Genomic DNA, 16347 nt, shown 5'->3' with positions numbered 1-16347 from the left:
TCTCCCTCCTTCCACTGCTAAACTAAAAAACAACCCTTACATCCTGCAAAGGTAGTCTTATGACCTCTGCAACTGACCCATCCACCGCCCTGACTCCTTTCCCAGATCATACGCAGCTACCAGAGTCTAATGGTACTTTCGTGAAAAATTGGCAAGAGCATCCCCAAAGCATTTTACTGACTGACTCAATTACACCCATCCTCAAACAAGTACACCCTGATGGTCAGTATTGTATCGGTCAGGACTTAGGTATTTACTGGCGCTTGACAGACCCCTTAGAAAAAGGCGCAGAAGCACCAGATTGGTTTTATGTACCAAATGTACCGCCCTTGCTCGATGGACAAACGCGGAGGTCTTATGTACTCTGGCGAGAGTATATTGCCCCTTCGATTGCCTTAGAATTTGTCTCTGGGGATGGTAGCGAGGAGCGAGACAAAACCCCTTGGAAGGGCAAATTTTGGATTTATGAGCAAGTAATTCATCCCGCTTATTATGGCATTTATGAAGCGAATAAAGCCAGTGTAGAAGTTTATGAATTAATTGGGGGACAATATCAGTTATTAACAGCAAATGAACGGGGACATTATACTATTGCTCCTTTGGGAATTGAGTTAGGTATTTGGCATGGAGTTTATCAAAATGTGCAATTACCCTGGTTGCGTTGGTGGGATTTGCAGGGTAATTTGTTGTTGACTGGTGACGAGAGAGCCGAAAAGGAAAGCCAAAGAGCCGATCGCTTAACTGCCCAATTGCGATCGCTCGGCGTGGAACCAGAAGCCTAATATTTTCAACTGTCGGTTACAAGTGGGTAGAGAGATACCGCTTTGTCTTCAGATATCGTCTACTAAACTACCTTAAAATGGCAAATATAAGCAACGTCAAAAATCACTCTGAAATATGGCTCAAATCTTAGTTGAAAATTTAGATCCTGTGATTATAGAAAAGCTAGAAACTCTTGCCAAACAACACGGTCGGTCTTTGCAAGAGGAACTAAAGCAAATCCTAGAACAAGCAGCTGAAAAAGCGACACATTACCACACTGGCAGGGATATGGAAAAAGCCAGAGAAGCTATAGCACGCGCTCAAGTTAGATATACAGAAAAATTTTTCAGTGATAGTACTGAACTTATCCGCGAGGACAGAGAGCGGTGAGTCAGTATGTTTTAGATGCTAGCATTGCAATAAAGTGGTTTATCCCTGAAGTCCACTCTGATGCAGCTAGGCGTTTAATAGCAAGTAATCATACTTTCTTAGTTCCAGATTTTTTCTTCGCAGAAGTGGGAAACGTCTTATGGAAACGAGTCCGTCGCGGTGAAGACACTACTGAAAATGCAAGAAAAACATTAGTAGATTTAAATGCAGTTCCTTTAGAGGTGTACTTATCTCAGCCGTTAATGCCACTTGCTTTAGATATTGCTATTCAGACAGATCGCGCAGTGTATGACAGTTTATACTTAGCCCTTGCTATTACTCAACAATGCCAAATGGTGACAGCAGACGGAAAATTTTATAACGCATTGAAAGCCAGTAGTTACGCAAATAATCTTCTGTGGGTGGAGAATATTTAAAGAGCGATCGCCTGAGTTTTACAAAAATATAGCGTAGACGCGCTGCGGCTTGTTCTCAGACATCGCTCGGTATTGAACCAGAAGCCTGAGTCTTTAGCTGATTGGTATGAGAAAAACCCCCGTTGATTTATACCGTATGGGAAATGCGACTTCTTCGAGAATAGATAATATTCGTTCAAAAGATATTGAAATTGATGAAGAAGATGGTGATATTTGGGTTATTGCAGGTTCAGGTGGAGTTTCAACGTTTGCAGTTCAGGGAGTTGGAAACAATTGGTGGAAGTTGGATAGGGGAACTGATATTCCCAACGAACTCCGTTTGGTGAATGATTACGGTAATCACTGGCTATGGGAACCAAGCTACACTATGCAAATAGAAGACTACAAGACTGCATTACGGTTAGTTGGTGAGGCATTTTACAAAGTCAATTAAGGGAGTTGTTGAACGTGAATTTTTCTCCTAAAGCAATTCGATTTATTGTTGAGGCGCTAGAATATCGAATTGAAGCTTATCAAAAGCAATTAGAGACAGAAAATTTAAATGATGATGAGGTTTCAGATATCACTAATGACATGATGTTTTTGGAATCTTTGTCACAAGAATTAAAGAAGGAACTCTCAACAATTGCGCCATCCGTTTTTTAATGCCTTTAATAGGCGAAAGAACAAACAATCGCTCGGCTTTGAACCAGAAGCCTAATATGTTGGAATGGGGTTAAAGGTGCGTAGATGCGGAGCAGCTTGTCGTCAGATATCGCTTCTCCACTCGACATAACAGCTACAAAATCTGGCGTTGCATAAATGCGGGATGATTTATGGATTTTTCTTTACGTCTTTGTGTGAGATATTCGTCCCTAGATTCAGTAACCCCCAAAATCTTTTGCGAGTTAGCTTTAGATGATATAGCTATGAAGCTATATTAAAAATTCTATATCCTACTAGCCATCCCAAACCCAAGCCTAGACTAGAAGTGCTAGCTAAAATTAGAAAAGTATGAACCTTGCTAAAAGATTTTAGTAATCTATCTCCAGCCCAAGCCGAAGCAAAAAACCCAAGCGAAGCAAAAGTTACAGCCATTGGCGTATGCCCGTCCATTGGCGCATGACCAGTCGCCACCCAAAAAGACTGCAAAAACATAGGTACAAACACAACCATAGTCACACACGGAGCGAGAGATTCAGTCTCACCAGTATCTATCCAAGGCACAGCCACACGCACAAAAGCTACAGCCCCAGCCAAAGTTACAGTCACACCGACAATCCAAACTATGTACGAAACATTATATGTGGGTAATATGGACCCTACCAATAGATAAAAGAACAATACACCAACTAACCAGCCCCAGGGAATAATTCTAGGGAATCTAGTAGATGGTTCAAGTAGATTTGCCTCTGAGTTTAGGTTGGTTTTGGGACGAACAACTTCTTTTCTATGAACTCGATCAACAGGTGGTGAAGACGTTAGTTTTGGTTCTTCTAACATTGCTGATGCTGTTGGCGAAATATTTCTTCACATTGCCAACAAAGGAAGCGCGATGTCTGGAAGATGTTGAATTTTGTCTTAGAAATAGCTTTTTGGGTGATTTAGAGACTGTCAACCAAAAATTTTAGCTCTGCAATCATTTTATCTAAGGCTTTTTGCGCTGTTTTATAACCAGAAGCCTGCCGCCCCAACTTTAATTCAAATAAAATGCGATCGCGTATCGCATCAAAATCCACAATGTCATAAATAAAAGTAACGGCGGAGCGTTCCTTCTGCGCGGAATTTTCTTTTTGAAGATTTTGGACTTGTGCTTTTAGTCTCTCTAAGTCCACCTCATATCGTGTAATACTTGGAAGAGGTTCTGAGACATCCCATGTATTACATGGCGAAAGATCCTTTTGAATTATTTCCTCCAGATAATCTGCCCTGGTTAATCCTAAGCATTCAGAGGCAATACCTAATTTCTTCCAAGTATCGTCTGTTAGTCGCAAAGAACGTACTTCACGATAGTCATCATTCTTCAGCGTAAACTTACCTTGAATATCCCTTTTCATCTTTTTCATAAGTCCTGCATCGATGTAATACATGGATATTGTAGAAAAAACTCAAACAAAAATCAACCGTGTATTACATGGGAAGCTTTTGAGAAAGCTATGGGTGTTCGTTGTCTTTACGTGACAGCAAGTGCAGCAAACCGCGATGTTCTGGTCGTGGCGTGAGGTATACCATTTAACCAAGAAACCATGCGAACAACATTGATGGCAACAGAGGTGATTTGGTGCTGTAACCGGACTTTTGGTAGATTGCGGTAACGTGCTTGCCGTAAACCAAAAGCATTTATTCCTTGCGACAAAGTTCCTTCAACACCAGCACGGGTATTGTAACGCTCTTTCCACTCATCAGTTTCCTGCTGTTTACGGATAGTTTGAAGGATCTGGTGTTCTTCTTGTGGGCGCAATCTTAATTTTCTTGGCTCACTTTCATTTTTTGATTTGATACACAAATGCCTAAAATCACAACGGCGGCAGACCTTGGAGGGAAACTTCACGTTAATTCCTGAATTACCCCAATTATCAATTGCAGGAGTCCAAGTTGTACTTTTTTGTCCTTGAGGACACGTAACTGTTTTTGCTGACCAGTCAACTGTAAACTTGCTTATGTCATACCCACCTGGTGTTTTCGCTTGCCAACTCACATTTGGGCGTACTGGGCCAATCAGTTCTATATCAAAATCAATTTTACTTTTTACCAGTAATTCACTATCTACGTATCCTGCATCTACGATATGTTCTTTTGGAGATAAGCCTTTTGCTTCAAGAGATAAATGAATTGGTTGTGTTTGGTCTACATCGGATAGATGGGCTTGGGTCGTCTCCACATTTGTAATTAAATGGACATCGTTAGCATCACAAGTTTCCGTAATGTGTACCTTGTACCCAGTCCAAGTCTGGGTGCGTTTGTTACCATAACGGGCATCAGTATCATAAGGAGAGTCAAAATGCTGCCCTGCCGGGGGTAAATCTGCTGCGTTACGCCAACATAATTTACCTGGTTCATCGTCTTTAACATTTGTATAATCTATGTAGTATTGATGCACCCAAGTTTGGCGGAGGATTTCTATTGCTGGTATTTGCCGCAGCCATTGAGGTGTCGTTTCTTGTTCGTATATGGCTATTAATAGCTGCATCCCATCATTACCAATAGTTTCAGCTAATTTATATCGAGCAGTCACCCCTTTGGGTAAACGGTACTCTTCTAACGCACGTCCGTAACGTTCAAACCATTCATGGGGAACCCAAGAGCGCAACCATTCTGGGGCGACTGTAGCAACTGCGTTTAATCCTGCACGCAAAGTTTCGGCTACAGTTTCAAGGCGATTCAAATTACGAATTGCTGCCAATACATGGGTTGAATCGGTGCGCTGTTTTCCTTTCTCTTTAATAATTCCTTTTTCTTTAAATTGCTTTAACAAGATATCTAGTAATTTCTGTTCGGCACTTCCTTTGATTATTCGGACTCTGAACTCGCAGAGTACACTAAAATCAAAGCCTGGATCTGTTAATTCTAGGGAGAGTGCATACTTCCAATCAATTCGGCTGCGAACTGCATAACTAGGCTTGTCTGTCAGTCATGTCCTCGATATATTGCATGACGCAGACCAAAGCTAACCGCCAAGGGCTAAAAGCGGGTTGCCCAAGTGTTGGAAACAGTGCTTCAAAATCTTGGTCATTGTAGAGAGTACCGATTTCATCCCTCATAGTCTTGTAGAGATTGCCTTTTGGGAAAGCGGCACGAGCCACACGCACTGTTTCTTCTGGGATGGGGTCTATGGCTTGCGGTTGAATCACTCAATTCCTCCTTCACCGCAGGTGATGGTAGATGCTTGTTCATTAATATCATCCCATTTTCCTCAACGTCTGCTCGCTTTAGCATTTGTAGGGTTTTCAAATGTAAAGAAATATTTCGCCAACAGCATCCTGAGGGAAACACCGCCCGTAGCTTGCTAAAGAGAAGGGTTACAATAAAACCCTTTCAAAGCAATTTTAAGAATATATTTGGCAATATCCTGCTATTTATTTAACCCGACTATTTGTAGAAATCTGGTTCAAACTATATATTTAGACTAGGTTTGAAAACGGAGAGGGGGGGATTCGAACCCCCGTTAAGTTTCCCTAAACAGACTTTCCAGGTCTGCTTTACGGTAGCCTGAGTTACTTACACTGCAAACACTTCAGGCGATAAGTTGTAAGTTATTTTAAGATATTCAACCACTTTGCTATACCGACGTGTTAAGGTAGTTCTATAAATTCAACCTTACGTAGTATCACAATGGCACAAGCAAAAGACGGATACCGATATTTGCATTTGATGACGATGAACACCACATCGGGTATTTTTTATCAGTTACGACTCATTCAGAAATTTGGTAGAAAAACAATAGGGTGTGGCAGTGACAAACGTAACGCAACAAATTTAGCGTACGACGTTGACGATATGATACACCGCATGGTAATAGCAGGTAACGACATAGAACTTGACACACTTAAACTCTTTGTCAAAGAAAAGTTGGAATCGTTTAGGCAGCAAAAACAAGGAATTATTAAGGTAGTAGAAAAAGATGACCTTCGTGTGCTATGGGATAAATATGTTGACTTTAATACACAAATTGGTACTTGGTCTCAAACAACTGTATTAACTCGTAACGCAACAGTTACGTCAATTATTGAGAATTGCCCATTTCAGCGACTCGAACAAAAGCAGGAAATTGTAGGGTATATATTTGGCGATAAGTCAAGGACAGTCAAGACTTCTAAAGAAAGATTTAAGACTATCGTTTCTGCTATCGACTGGTGTAGCAAACAAGGCATTATTCCTCGGCGCTGGGGTATCGAGTATCGTGATTTGCTGGGCAGCATCAATATCAAAGGACACGTGCCTGACAATGTTAATGAGGACGGTGAAATAGATATCTTTAAAGTATCTGAAGTTTATCGCATCATAGAAGCGTTACGAAATGGCGAGTATTGCAAGCGCGGGGCACATAGACAGTACTGGAAATATTCGGCATTTCTGTGGTTAACGGGTTGCCGACCATCTGAAGCAATAGCTCTCAAGTGGGAGAATGTTGATTTACAAGCCAACAAAATAATATTCAGAGAAGGACAGGTATTAGCAAGTGGCAGGATTGTAAAACAGCAGGGAACTAAAACTGTAGCAAGTAGACAATTCCCCATCAATGAAGAATTGCATACCTTGCTATCATCTATACCCGGCAATCATAAACCAAAGGAATATGTGTTTGTTAATCGCAAGGGGGGGGCAATATCGCAGCAAGCTTTTAATAGGGTATGGAAAATACTACTCGATGTAATGTGCATAAGACATAGAATACCGTACCAACTTAGGCACACAATGATAAGCTACCACGCTAACAATGACTTTCCATTGCATAAGTTAGCGCTGCTAGTAGGCAACAGTGAAGAGGTGATAAGAAAGCATTACCTGAAACTCGATATTGAACGCATATCACTACCATCAATCATCAAATGAAGAGAAAAGACTTAGAACAGCTTGCGAGTTACTTAGGTTACGATTTTAGGGAATTAAAAGATGATTGGAGATATAAGGATAGGAAGGGCAAGGTGTATGAAATCGTTGATAGACGTGATAAAAAAGTATCCGCAATATACTCAACTCTCTCTCAAATCGAAGCGTTCCTAAAGCAGTATACCCTTTAAAATAAAGTGACACTTTTTCTGTCAAAATAAATGACAAAAAATCTGTCACTTAAACTGACACTTTAAAATACAAAGGTATATCCCATAAAAAATACCCCAAGTTTGCAATGCTGTTTACCTGGGGTATTGCCTTGTGAACAATATTTTAGCTTGTAGGTAGTTGAGTAGGTGGTGTAAAATTCGCGGTGTATTTTGCAAACTTCGTTATTTCAAAATCATCAATGTTGCCTACCCAGTTCTCACTACCTTGGTCTGGTGCGTTGCCGATATGAATATCAGCACTTGTAGACTGTATGGCGCTACTGCTAGACGTGCTACCTATAGAATTACCATTAGCGTACATAGTAAATGTATTACCACTTCTCACAATCGCTATATGTGTCCATGCGTTAGCAGTTGGGGCATAAGAAGTTGTAAGGGCTATGGCATTGCTGTTATTAGCATAAAATCCAAGATTACCTAATCCTGATGGACTGTAAGTGTTGATACTCCAAGCTTGGTCTGTGGCATAGTTTGTACGATGTGTAGCAATATCCTTTACACTTCCCGAAAACTCAGGATACACCCAACACTCGATGGTGAAGTCAGATGAGCCAAGAGCGAGTGGAGAAGCATTCGCAACACTCACATAGCTACTGCCATCAAGGTGTAGAGATCCACCACCATATTTGAATATGCTAGTATCTATCGTCGGCGCACCTGACGTTGTAATTATGTTGCCTTTAATGTCTACAGTGTTGGTGTTAAAGGGCAGTAACAGTACAACGTCAGCGAAGTAGCTTGTACCTCCACCAGATGAGCCGCCACTGCTTGATAAACCTGCTAGTAAGTCAGCTTTTGTTATTTTGTAGAGTTGTTGAGTAGTACTATCAACCGCAAGAATATAGTCGCTATCATTTGCAGTAGTTCTGATATCTGTAGGAATAATAATTCCTGATGATTCTGTTTGTGCTTTATACAATGGCATATTTTATCCTTCTATTAAATCGTTAATGTCTACTACTTCTTTGTACTTGATAATGTTACCTGTTATCACTGTCACTGTTTCACCTACTACATCGGCTTCTATCACTTCCCCGTGCGATATACCCCCTTTATTGTCGTAATATTTTATTCTTTGCCCTATTCGTAGTTCTATTATTTCGTGCTCGTCGTCGTCACTACTTTGCAACAGTTGGCTTATAGATAACATTCTTCTTCTTCCCTGTAATGTCTACTAAGTTTATTGGTGGAACATTGACACCTACATTAAGGTAAGCGTGTGTAAATGTCACTATCCCAGTTTTGATATTTGTTGTCGGTAAAGTAACAAGTTGATTGTTTATTTCTAATTCTCTTCCTGTTGTTGGTGGTTTTTCTATCGGAGTACTGCCACTTCTTAGGTACAACTCATTGAATTGATGACCTTGTATCAGTAATACACTTTCTATTACTCGTGTTGCTTCACCTAAATCCGTGATATCAAGCTTAAATTGATATCCATGTTGGAAGTCACTATAGGTAAAAGTTTTAGTACCTTTGTGTATTGTGTATGGTGTACTTGCAAATTCTTCGTATATTTGTTCGCCTAACTTCTTTAGATATACGTTTGTCGCAAAATCATCAACAGTTTTATTCATCAGCCTGAAACTTATTTGCATCGATAATGCATCAACAATATCACCTTTAGACTTAAGCTTATTTTGCTTACGGTAGAACTTAAGCACTACCTCAGGGCGATATCGCCGCTCCCTTATCTCACCTTGTAATTCACCATAAACTACTCCCAAATCCCTGCCATTAAACTGTTTATTTGTTGTCAAGGTTTGCACTATCTGTCCTTTAAGGATTTCTTCACTTCCTGCAAGTACAATTTTCTCATCAGGCACACTTTTATTGGGTGTTATTTCTACATATCTTTCAGCACCAAGGACACTTACTGTTTGATTAGCAAGCGCTTGATGAGCGAGAAAAGTGTCAACAGTGTTGGCAACTACATACCCTGCTTCGATGCATGATTGTTGGGCTTGCAGTTGGAATTGTTGAGCAAATGTAGCACCCGCTCCCTCTTTGCCAAAGATGCTTTCTACAAAGTTTTTTTGTGCAATTGCGAACGACCAAGGCTTACTATTGCTAGCGCCCCAAGCATCAAGTGTGTTGCTGATGATGTTATTCTTGCCAAGGAATTGTTTGATTATCGGGCTTGTACTTTTAAGCAACTTTCTCACACTTTTGTAGGTGTTAGTGAGTAATATTTGTACCTCAAGTTGCAATGCTTGCTGTAATAAGTTGCCAAGGTTTTGAAGGAATTGTTCGGCAAACTTCTCACTTACTTTTGTAAGTATCTGAGTGCCCAATGGCTCGTTGAAAGCAAATACTATCGCACCAGGTGTAATGCCACATACTGCATATCCGAACACTTGCCCTAGTGTTAGTCCCAACTGCCCTGCAAGTTGTATGTATTGCCCTTTAATGGGAGTTGATAGGTCAGCGTCTGATGCATTCCAGTTGAAGTTCCATAGTGATTGTTGAGCAACAACAAGTAGTCCCCATAGAGCGCTCCAAGAGAACTCTACAAAACCTATTATCGTACCAAGGATAAAACCGCCAAGAGATGCTAAACCACCTAGTACATACTGAATAGCACCAAGTACACCACCTTGATTGTTTTGTGTCGAGAGTTCAATACCCTCTATTACTCGTTCGCCTATTTGTGTGCGAACAAGTCGTGATTGTAATGCTTCCGCCAAAATTGTTAGTGTTCCCGCCATATATACCTCTAAATAAAAGTGTCAAAATAAGTGACAGAAATTATGTCAAAAAAACTGACATAAAAGGTGTCACTTCTACAGACAGACCTATAGTGCTTTAAGCGTGTTAGCAATTTTCGTTATTGCGGTTTGCACTGCAACATCCTTAGTTACTGAATCACTTCTTCCTGTTAGAGCATTGCTAGTAGCTACCTGTTGCTGTGCCTCTGCTGCACTTTCTGCTGTTATACCAATTTGTCTTACAGTAGGTGCTTCATTGGCAGGATTCCCCCAAGGATCGTTAGCATCAGTTACACCCTCAGCATGAGTAAATCCTTGCTCTACTTCCTTCAGGAAATCCGCAAAAGTCTCCTGTTTTATTGCTTCATGAGTATTCTGTACTGTGTCTACATTACCCATAAAGTTCTGTGCCAGTGATACTGCTGCGTTAGCTCCGATAGTACGCCAATTCTGAGCATTCCATCGTGCAGCCATCTGTAGCAATTTTTTAAGGTCATCTTGTAAATCTGTGCTGTCCTTGTTTTCGTAGCTTGTAATATCGATATTCGTTTCCTTGAAAGTCTCAGCGAGATTGTTCCCGTTTGGGGTAAATGTTGATGGTATTGTGCGTTTCACTTGCTCTAACTTGTACCCCAAAAATTCTGCATTTGCGTGAGTAACATCATACGTTTGTGTTGCAAGATTTTTTATCATTCCTGATTCTGCCAACACTTTTATGATGCCTACTAATGTTGCATGAGTGTCTCTTTTCGTTGTTACAAGCAATCCTAATATTTCTGCCAATGCTTCTGCTTGATTGGGTAACTCAAGGTGTTGGTCTTTGCTGTTACTGTCTGTCGGGTCGGCTTTGATAGTAAGCGGTATTGGGTACTGTCCCGCTAAAGCGTCTATTTGTTGCGCTTGCCATATTGCTATCTCAGCAAGGCTGTCAAGTGTTATCGGTTTAGGTGTTTTACTTGCAAAGTTGTCAGGCACTGTAGCAGGTAAATTGCCAATACGCTGTAGCAGCAGTTTCACTAAATTGTCGTTACACATACATTTACAATCCTGGGGTTCTATGTTTGGTGGTGGTGGTGGATTGATATCATTTTGGAGTTTACAAGTACTATCAGGAAACACTTCTACTACATACCATCTTCCATTGTTGTAGCTATTCCACTGCGCTGTAGCATCTGCACCAAGTACACCACTCTTTGTAAGTATTACTCCGTTAAGCTGTGCATACTGTATTCCTGGATAAGCATCTATAGCTACTTGTGGCAGTGGAAACTTAAATCCATCACCAAGGTTTGATGGTACAAGTGTTTGTGTGTACAGTGAGTGGTCAGGTGAGTAACTCTGGTTGTTTGCTCCGTTGGAATTATAGGTAATGTCTCCAAATATTAGAGCATCAATCCCTGGCAACGTAGCAGACGATCCGTCGTTGTAAAAATATTGTGTTTGCGCTAGTCCTATTGTTATTTGGCAATCTTGGGGCGCTAGCTCTCCCAATATTCGTGAGTCAGGAAAGGTAATGATAGTGTTTGTGGGGCGCGAGTTACAGGCAGGGTTTCTGTAAGTTATCGTGCCAAAATCAGTTGGTATATAAATATTGCAAGGGTCAATAATAATATCGGTTCCCTGTTGTAATAAACCAGGTACATTTTTGATTGATTGAAATGCTATTGCTTGTACCGTTAAATTAGCAATAACCACTTGCCCTATTGCATTTCTTACTTGCTTTGGAAATAATGCACGAGTAGCTTTATCGGCTGCATCTATTGCAAAATTATTAATCTGTTCAGTTATTGATGCTTTTTTTGTATTAGCAAAATATCCCATCAATTAAACTCCCTAATGTTGATACTTGCACTGCCACTAGCACTTACAGCCCAATATTGACCTGTGTAAATAGGCAGTGGTGCTTCTTCGTAATCACCAGGATTTAGTTTTATCCAATAACTGCTACTGCTGACAGTTGAGACGGTATCGATATAGATGACAGTGGAACTATTATTAAAGAATGAGATACCATTTCTTGATGTGTTGGTGTTAACAATTGCACTTGCAGTAGTAGTAATAGTATTGTCGATTTTATTCCCAGAACTACTAGCACTTTCTATTACTAAGTTGTGCGTGAGGTCAGCACTTACTGTCACGGTATCGCTACCGCTACTCCCGTTTTGTAGTAGTCCATAACCTACGTTTCTTATTTGCAGTCCCAACATACAGTTGTTGCCAAGTTGCTGATTGTCTAGCAAAAATTCCTTGTATGGGTAAGGATTGGGATTTGTAAGTGAATAACTTTTTACCCTCTGATATGTACTACCACTACCAACTTGTATCAATGCATCGAGTTGTATTCTGTGCCCTTGCCATTCGAGATTGATAGCTGTCAGGAGTTGTTCGCTATCGCTGGCATCAAGCGCAAAGGTAGGGAATGCCACTACTGGCAACGAGTAAATGTAAGCTATGGCATTGACATTACTGAGAGACAAAGACTCATTTATCACCCTATAGCCATTGAGGGTGTAAGGTGTATAGGTAAACAATGGATGTACTGTACTGCCACTGTTAGCATCTAATGTTACTGCTACCTTGCTTGTCACACTGAAGTTTTCTATCATTTTTTCACCCGCTTGACGGAAAGATTTTTAAATAGGTTAAGTAGTTTAAAAGTTTTTTGCAAGTCCCGCCCTAAAAAGAGTTTTTTGTGGGTATTGACGGCTTCAGGGAGTGCCGCTAATGTGTTGTTTACTCGCTAATGTTAAGCGACCTAAAAACACTCACAAGGTTACAACAATGGCTGCTACTGCTGACTTAACTCTTGCCGAAGTACAAGCTAAATGTACTACTACTGCTGTTGCTACTTATATCGGTGCTATGGCTACATTGCCTACTGGTATCGGTTTATCAGAATTCCTTGCTATCTTCTTGCAAAGCGCGGCAGTCGCACAGGTTGCTAAAAATGCTGCTAATAGTGGTGCTTCTACTGCGGGTAACGCTCTAGCTGCATATCCGTTGCCCACTACCGGGACAGTGCAAACAGATACAGCTAATAATCTTCAGTACTACACTTCCACTTACCAGTTGAATGTATTGTCTGATGTTAGCCTTGGCAATACTGTCGCTGCCTACGTTTAGTAGTTTCTTGTCAATAGGTAGGGTAATTCCTACCTTATAAACATTATTTGGTATTAAAGAAATGGCATCAAATGCGTTAGGTCGAGATTATTTTGCAATTTTAAGATTGCAACAAGAAATTAAGAGTGGCAAGGAAGTAAAGCCCTTGGGATTTTTCTCTTGTCGTAGTTCAACGACCCGGTTCTTGGAATTACAAAGTAAAGTGGCGGCGGCTGACGCGATTATTACTTTTACTCGTAAAAAAGTAATAAAGCGTTCCACTACACTTGCCGATGGCACGACGCTAACAGTAAGTGCCGCCGACAAAGCTGAAGGTGGTAGCAATACCAATATTGAAGCTGAAGCTGTGGCAGGTGTTATGCGTGGTTTGTCAAAAGGTAGCAAGTCTATTACCTTGAAAACAGGTAAACCTATTACGGATGGTGCTGCCCGTGCTGGCAGTTACCATACCGTAAGTTTTAGATTCCCCCAATTTGCTACTAATCTCATTATTAGTAATGCGTTAGGAAACTTGCTCAATGCTGGCACTGTTTCACAAGCGCCGTCAGAGTCGCAAATTTTTCCTTACTTCATTAGCGCTGGTGGCAAAAGATATCCTATCGCTACATCTGCTGCTGCGACTGCCGCTCAAGATGAGAAAATTGCTACTGACAATAATGGAATAGTGGCATTGGCGGCTGAGGCGGATACTGGCACTGGTGTAGAAGCGGCACAAGGATGAGGATAGGTAAATGAGTACTTATGGCGTATCGACCGACTGGAGATTGATGGTAGACACAAGCCGTAGGAGCGCTTTGGACACAGAAGGTAAGCAACTCGCAATACCACCAATAGAGCCTGACGTGTTGTTTACTTTCAATACAATCGGTATATACGTTAGTAGTGAGAGTGCAAAACCTACATGGTATCGAGCGGGTAACTTATATCAAGCGCAATTTGTACCATTCGGAAGTGCCGGATATGCTGAGGCAGATGCTTTCCCTGTAATACTCAACAGGTATCAGATACATCGATTTACTCAACTACCTGACATTGAAACAAGTTACTTAATATCATTTACTCCGCAATTCTATATCACTGACATACGGCTGCAACTGTGGCAGTACATCGGTACAAATCAGGGGGCTACTCTTGACAGTATTCTTGGTGCCACACAACAAGGGATACAACAAACGAAGAAAGCCCAAACATCACTCAATCAACTTCTCAAAAAGAAAGCATGAACGCAAACACTTTACGCATTATTCAATTAGCACTAAGTCTCATCGGTGAAGGTTTTCAAGTACTAGGACAGACAAAGGTAGTAAGTTCTAATACCGCCAACACTGTTGCAGGTATTACTAGCATCTTATTGCAAGCAATTCAGCAACCTGCCCAACCACAGCAACAGTCACCCGTCAACGTACCACACACATTAGTAGAGGGGAACGATCATGCCATCTAGACCTTTTTATGGTGATTTACCACGTCAGCGAATTCTGCCCGAAGGCTTGAAAACATCCTTATCAGAAGCGCAAAAAGTACGTGTAATAAAGGATGAATTAAAAGCTAAAAAATCTATTGTTGTAGCAGTACCATTACAACCTGTACAAGCACCTGTTAGTGAGGTGAAAAATGCGGGCTAAGTTTAAAGTCGTAAGCGTTACGAATTACGCTAACTGCCACCAAACAGCCAAGTTAGAGGCTGTCACAAATACAAGTGAAGAGAACAAAGATTTTTGGAAGTTCACACCATACGCTGAATTAACAATAGATGTTTCTAACACTGAAGCGCAAGACTTTTTTATTGCTGGACGAGAATATTACCTTGACTTCTCGCTTGCTAGCAAAGTAGCGTAACAGCATTTTTCTTTCCTCACACATACACCCTATCAATTATCTCCCTTGATGTATTGGTAGGGTGTTTTTCTGTCTATACCAGGGTACTAAAATGAGAGTAAAAATAAAATGGACAAACATATCGCAGGTGAACTTATGGCAACATTATTAACTATCGGTATACCACTATCAATGCTACTTCTAAAAGAAATGATTGATAGCAGAAAACACCGACAAGAGCTTGCACGACAGCAAGAGAGACGTGATGAAGCAATGGCATACGACCTAACAAGCCTCAAGTCTAATAGCCAAAATAACAGCCGTATACTTGATGACATACAGCATGATATATCAGAAGTGAGAGAACGCCTTGTAAGGGTAGAAACGAAGATAAGTTTGTAGTGATATACCTGTTTTTAAAAGTGTCAGTTTAACTGACAGAAAAAATGACAAAAAAAATGACACTTTTTATGTCACTTTTCTAGAGAGGTATACCCCAATAAAAAAAACACCACAAGTATTGAACCTGTGATGTTGCTGAAGGTATTGATATTGCGTTATTTGTTGCTGTTTAATTCTATTGCTGCTATTAGTTCATCTTTTTTCATATTGCTATAGCCCTTTATTTTAAGGTCAGTGGCAATTTTCTTGAGTTCCCTAATACTTCTATCGCTAATACTTGCTTCCCCTTTGTTGCCTTTATTTACTTGTTCCCAGAATTCATTCGACGGTATATCGTTATCACCGTCAAATATTTCGCATTCATCAGCATCATCGTCTATGCCTTCTCCCAGCCATTCAGCCCTATTCCCTAGATTAGCTACATCTTCTTCCTTCTCATCTGATACAAGTTTGATAGCAGTATCGTCCGCCGCAATGTCTTGTTCCCCCAACGACATTTCCCTATTGTTGTCTTCATCAAAATCTCCTACCCATTGTTGCTTAATATCGCCTATTAACTCTTGCTTCCACTGTTCAAAGCTTTTATGTGGAAATTGCTGCGATAATGCCAGCGCTTGCGCTTCAATGCTTTGTTGTTCTCTACTACTGCATTTTGATTCACAGTGCAATAAGAAGTCATCGAGAAAGCATCTTAATACCTTAATATCAATCCGCCCGTTGTTTTCCCATCCCATATTCACTACTATCTTCTGATAGAAGTACTCGAATACGTACTTGCTATCAAACAGTACTGAGTAACAATGTTCTCTTTTTTTGTCACTGAACTCTTTTACCATCCCACTGTCTAACATCATTTCTACTCTTGGCACAGTAGAGGATACTGCTACATTTCGTTTACCACCTTGCTGTTGAAAATATTGCCAGTGAAATTGTCCTATGTGTGGGTAATTTACTTCTTCTTTCATA

General features: G+C 40.6%; 21 protein-coding genes and 1 pseudogene. 14 read left to right on the top strand and 8 right to left on the bottom strand.

Annotated elements, in window-relative coordinates; genetic code table 11:
- Window positions 1–59: 59 nt before the first annotated feature.
- The 5 genes from GTQ43_RS18190 to GTQ43_RS18170 all read left to right on the top strand — a co-directional run bounded on the left by GTQ43_RS18190 (window position 60) and on the right by GTQ43_RS18170 (window position 2213).
- Window positions 60–782 carry a Uma2 family endonuclease gene (locus tag GTQ43_RS18190; protein WP_265274159.1) on the top strand — a complete coding sequence of 241 codons (723 nt, stop codon included), beginning with the start codon at window positions 60–62 and terminating at the stop codon, window positions 780–782.
- A 115-nt stretch (window positions 783–897) separates the two neighbouring features.
- Window positions 898–1152 carry a FitA-like ribbon-helix-helix domain-containing protein gene (locus GTQ43_RS18185; protein WP_265274158.1) on the top strand — a complete coding sequence of 85 codons (255 nt, stop codon included), beginning with the start codon at window positions 898–900 and terminating at the stop codon, window positions 1150–1152.
- Window positions 1149–1568 (top strand): type II toxin-antitoxin system VapC family toxin, encoded by a 420-nt coding sequence (locus GTQ43_RS18180; RefSeq protein WP_265274157.1) that lies wholly within the window; start codon window positions 1149–1151, stop codon window positions 1566–1568. The genes GTQ43_RS18185 and GTQ43_RS18180 overlap by 4 nt, the downstream gene beginning before the upstream one ends.
- Before the next feature lie 106 nt (window positions 1569–1674).
- A complete protein-coding gene (locus tag GTQ43_RS18175; protein WP_265274156.1) occupies window positions 1675–2001 on the top strand; it encodes a hypothetical protein in 327 nt (108 codons plus the stop codon).
- Window positions 2002–2015: 14 nt separating this feature from the next.
- On the top strand, window positions 2016–2213 hold the full coding sequence (locus tag GTQ43_RS18170; RefSeq protein WP_265274155.1) for a hypothetical protein: 198 nt from the start codon (window positions 2016–2018) through the stop codon (window positions 2211–2213).
- 261 nt (window positions 2214–2474) lie between these two features.
- On the opposite strand, the gene GTQ43_RS18165 is transcribed toward GTQ43_RS18170, so the two are convergent.
- Window positions 2475–2819 carry a hypothetical protein gene (locus tag GTQ43_RS18165; protein ID WP_265274154.1) on the bottom strand — a complete coding sequence of 115 codons (345 nt, stop codon included), beginning with the start codon at window positions 2817–2819 and terminating at the stop codon, window positions 2475–2477.
- A 119-nt stretch (window positions 2820–2938) separates the two neighbouring features.
- Between GTQ43_RS18165 and GTQ43_RS18160 the strand changes: the two genes are divergently transcribed.
- On the top strand, window positions 2939–3178 hold the full coding sequence (locus GTQ43_RS18160) for a hypothetical protein (protein ID WP_265274153.1): 240 nt from the start codon (window positions 2939–2941) through the stop codon (window positions 3176–3178).
- Here the strand turns inward: GTQ43_RS18160 and GTQ43_RS18155 are convergent.
- Window positions 3152–3637, bottom strand: coding sequence for a hypothetical protein (locus GTQ43_RS18155; protein ID WP_265274152.1), 486 nt, complete (start codon window positions 3635–3637; stop codon window positions 3152–3154). The two genes, GTQ43_RS18160 and GTQ43_RS18155, sit on opposite strands and share 27 nt — an antisense overlap.
- A gap of 83 nt (window positions 3638–3720) precedes the next feature.
- Window positions 3721–5395 (bottom strand): annotated as a pseudogene (locus tag GTQ43_RS18150) (IS1182 family transposase).
- A gap of 484 nt (window positions 5396–5879) precedes the next feature.
- On the opposite strand from GTQ43_RS18150, the gene GTQ43_RS18145 reads away from it, so the two are divergent.
- Window positions 5880–7100, top strand: coding sequence for a tyrosine-type recombinase/integrase (locus GTQ43_RS18145; protein ID WP_265274151.1), 1221 nt, complete (start codon window positions 5880–5882; stop codon window positions 7098–7100).
- A gap of 333 nt (window positions 7101–7433) precedes the next feature.
- On the opposite strand, the gene GTQ43_RS18140 is transcribed toward GTQ43_RS18145, so the two are convergent.
- The 4 genes from GTQ43_RS18140 to GTQ43_RS18125 form a co-directional block, all read right to left on the bottom strand.
- Window positions 7434–8255, bottom strand: coding sequence for a LamG domain-containing protein (locus tag GTQ43_RS18140; protein WP_265274150.1), 822 nt, complete (start codon window positions 8253–8255; stop codon window positions 7434–7436).
- A gap of 193 nt (window positions 8256–8448) precedes the next feature.
- Window positions 8449–10038, bottom strand: coding sequence for a hypothetical protein (locus GTQ43_RS18135; RefSeq protein ID WP_265274149.1), 1590 nt, complete (start codon window positions 10036–10038; stop codon window positions 8449–8451).
- A gap of 87 nt (window positions 10039–10125) precedes the next feature.
- A complete protein-coding gene (locus GTQ43_RS18130; RefSeq protein ID WP_265274148.1) occupies window positions 10126–11859 on the bottom strand; it encodes a hypothetical protein in 1734 nt (577 codons plus the stop codon).
- Window positions 11859–12644, bottom strand: coding sequence for a hypothetical protein (locus GTQ43_RS18125; protein ID WP_265274147.1), 786 nt, complete (start codon window positions 12642–12644; stop codon window positions 11859–11861). The genes GTQ43_RS18130 and GTQ43_RS18125 overlap by 1 nt, the downstream gene beginning before the upstream one ends.
- A 175-nt stretch (window positions 12645–12819) precedes the next feature.
- Here GTQ43_RS18125 and GTQ43_RS18120 point away from each other — a divergent pair, with 175 nt between their 5' ends.
- The 7 genes from GTQ43_RS18120 to GTQ43_RS18090 all read left to right on the top strand — a co-directional run bounded on the left by GTQ43_RS18120 (window position 12820) and on the right by GTQ43_RS18090 (window position 15381).
- A complete protein-coding gene (locus GTQ43_RS18120; RefSeq protein WP_265274146.1) occupies window positions 12820–13161 on the top strand; it encodes a hypothetical protein in 342 nt (113 codons plus the stop codon).
- A 61-nt stretch (window positions 13162–13222) separates the two neighbouring features.
- Entirely contained in the window at window positions 13223–13882 is a 660-nt protein-coding gene (locus GTQ43_RS18115) for a hypothetical protein (RefSeq protein WP_265274145.1), read from the top strand.
- Between the two features lie 10 nt (window positions 13883–13892).
- Window positions 13893–14384, top strand: coding sequence for a hypothetical protein (locus GTQ43_RS18110; RefSeq protein ID WP_265274144.1), 492 nt, complete (start codon window positions 13893–13895; stop codon window positions 14382–14384).
- The gene (locus GTQ43_RS18105) at window positions 14381–14605 is read left to right on the top strand and encodes a hypothetical protein (protein WP_265274143.1); all 225 of its coding nucleotides are present in this window, start codon (window positions 14381–14383) and stop codon (window positions 14603–14605) included. The genes GTQ43_RS18110 and GTQ43_RS18105 overlap by 4 nt, the downstream gene beginning before the upstream one ends.
- On the top strand, window positions 14595–14786 hold the full coding sequence (locus tag GTQ43_RS18100; protein WP_265274142.1) for a hypothetical protein: 192 nt from the start codon (window positions 14595–14597) through the stop codon (window positions 14784–14786). Before GTQ43_RS18105 ends, GTQ43_RS18100 begins: the two co-directional genes overlap by 11 nt.
- A complete protein-coding gene (locus tag GTQ43_RS18095) occupies window positions 14776–15000 on the top strand; it encodes a hypothetical protein (protein ID WP_265274141.1) in 225 nt (74 codons plus the stop codon). Before GTQ43_RS18100 ends, GTQ43_RS18095 begins: the two co-directional genes overlap by 11 nt.
- A 189-nt stretch (window positions 15001–15189) precedes the next feature.
- Window positions 15190–15381, top strand: a complete 192-nt coding sequence (locus GTQ43_RS18090) for a hypothetical protein (protein WP_265274140.1) — start codon at window positions 15190–15192, stop codon at window positions 15379–15381.
- 155 nt (window positions 15382–15536) lie between these two features.
- Here GTQ43_RS18090 and GTQ43_RS18085 read toward each other — a convergent pair whose 3' ends face one another.
- Window positions 15537–16346: a Rho termination factor N-terminal domain-containing protein gene (locus tag GTQ43_RS18085; RefSeq protein WP_265274139.1), complete on the bottom strand. Its 810-nt coding sequence runs from the start codon at window positions 16344–16346 to the stop codon at window positions 15537–15539.
- Window position 16347 lies beyond the last annotated feature (1 nt).

The organism is Nostoc sp. KVJ3, assembly GCF_026127265.1.
GTDB lineage: Bacteria > Cyanobacteriota > Cyanobacteriia > Cyanobacteriales > Nostocaceae > Nostoc.
The sequence above is the reverse complement of the archived record's forward strand: the minus strand, read 5'-3'. Positions and strand labels throughout refer to the sequence as shown.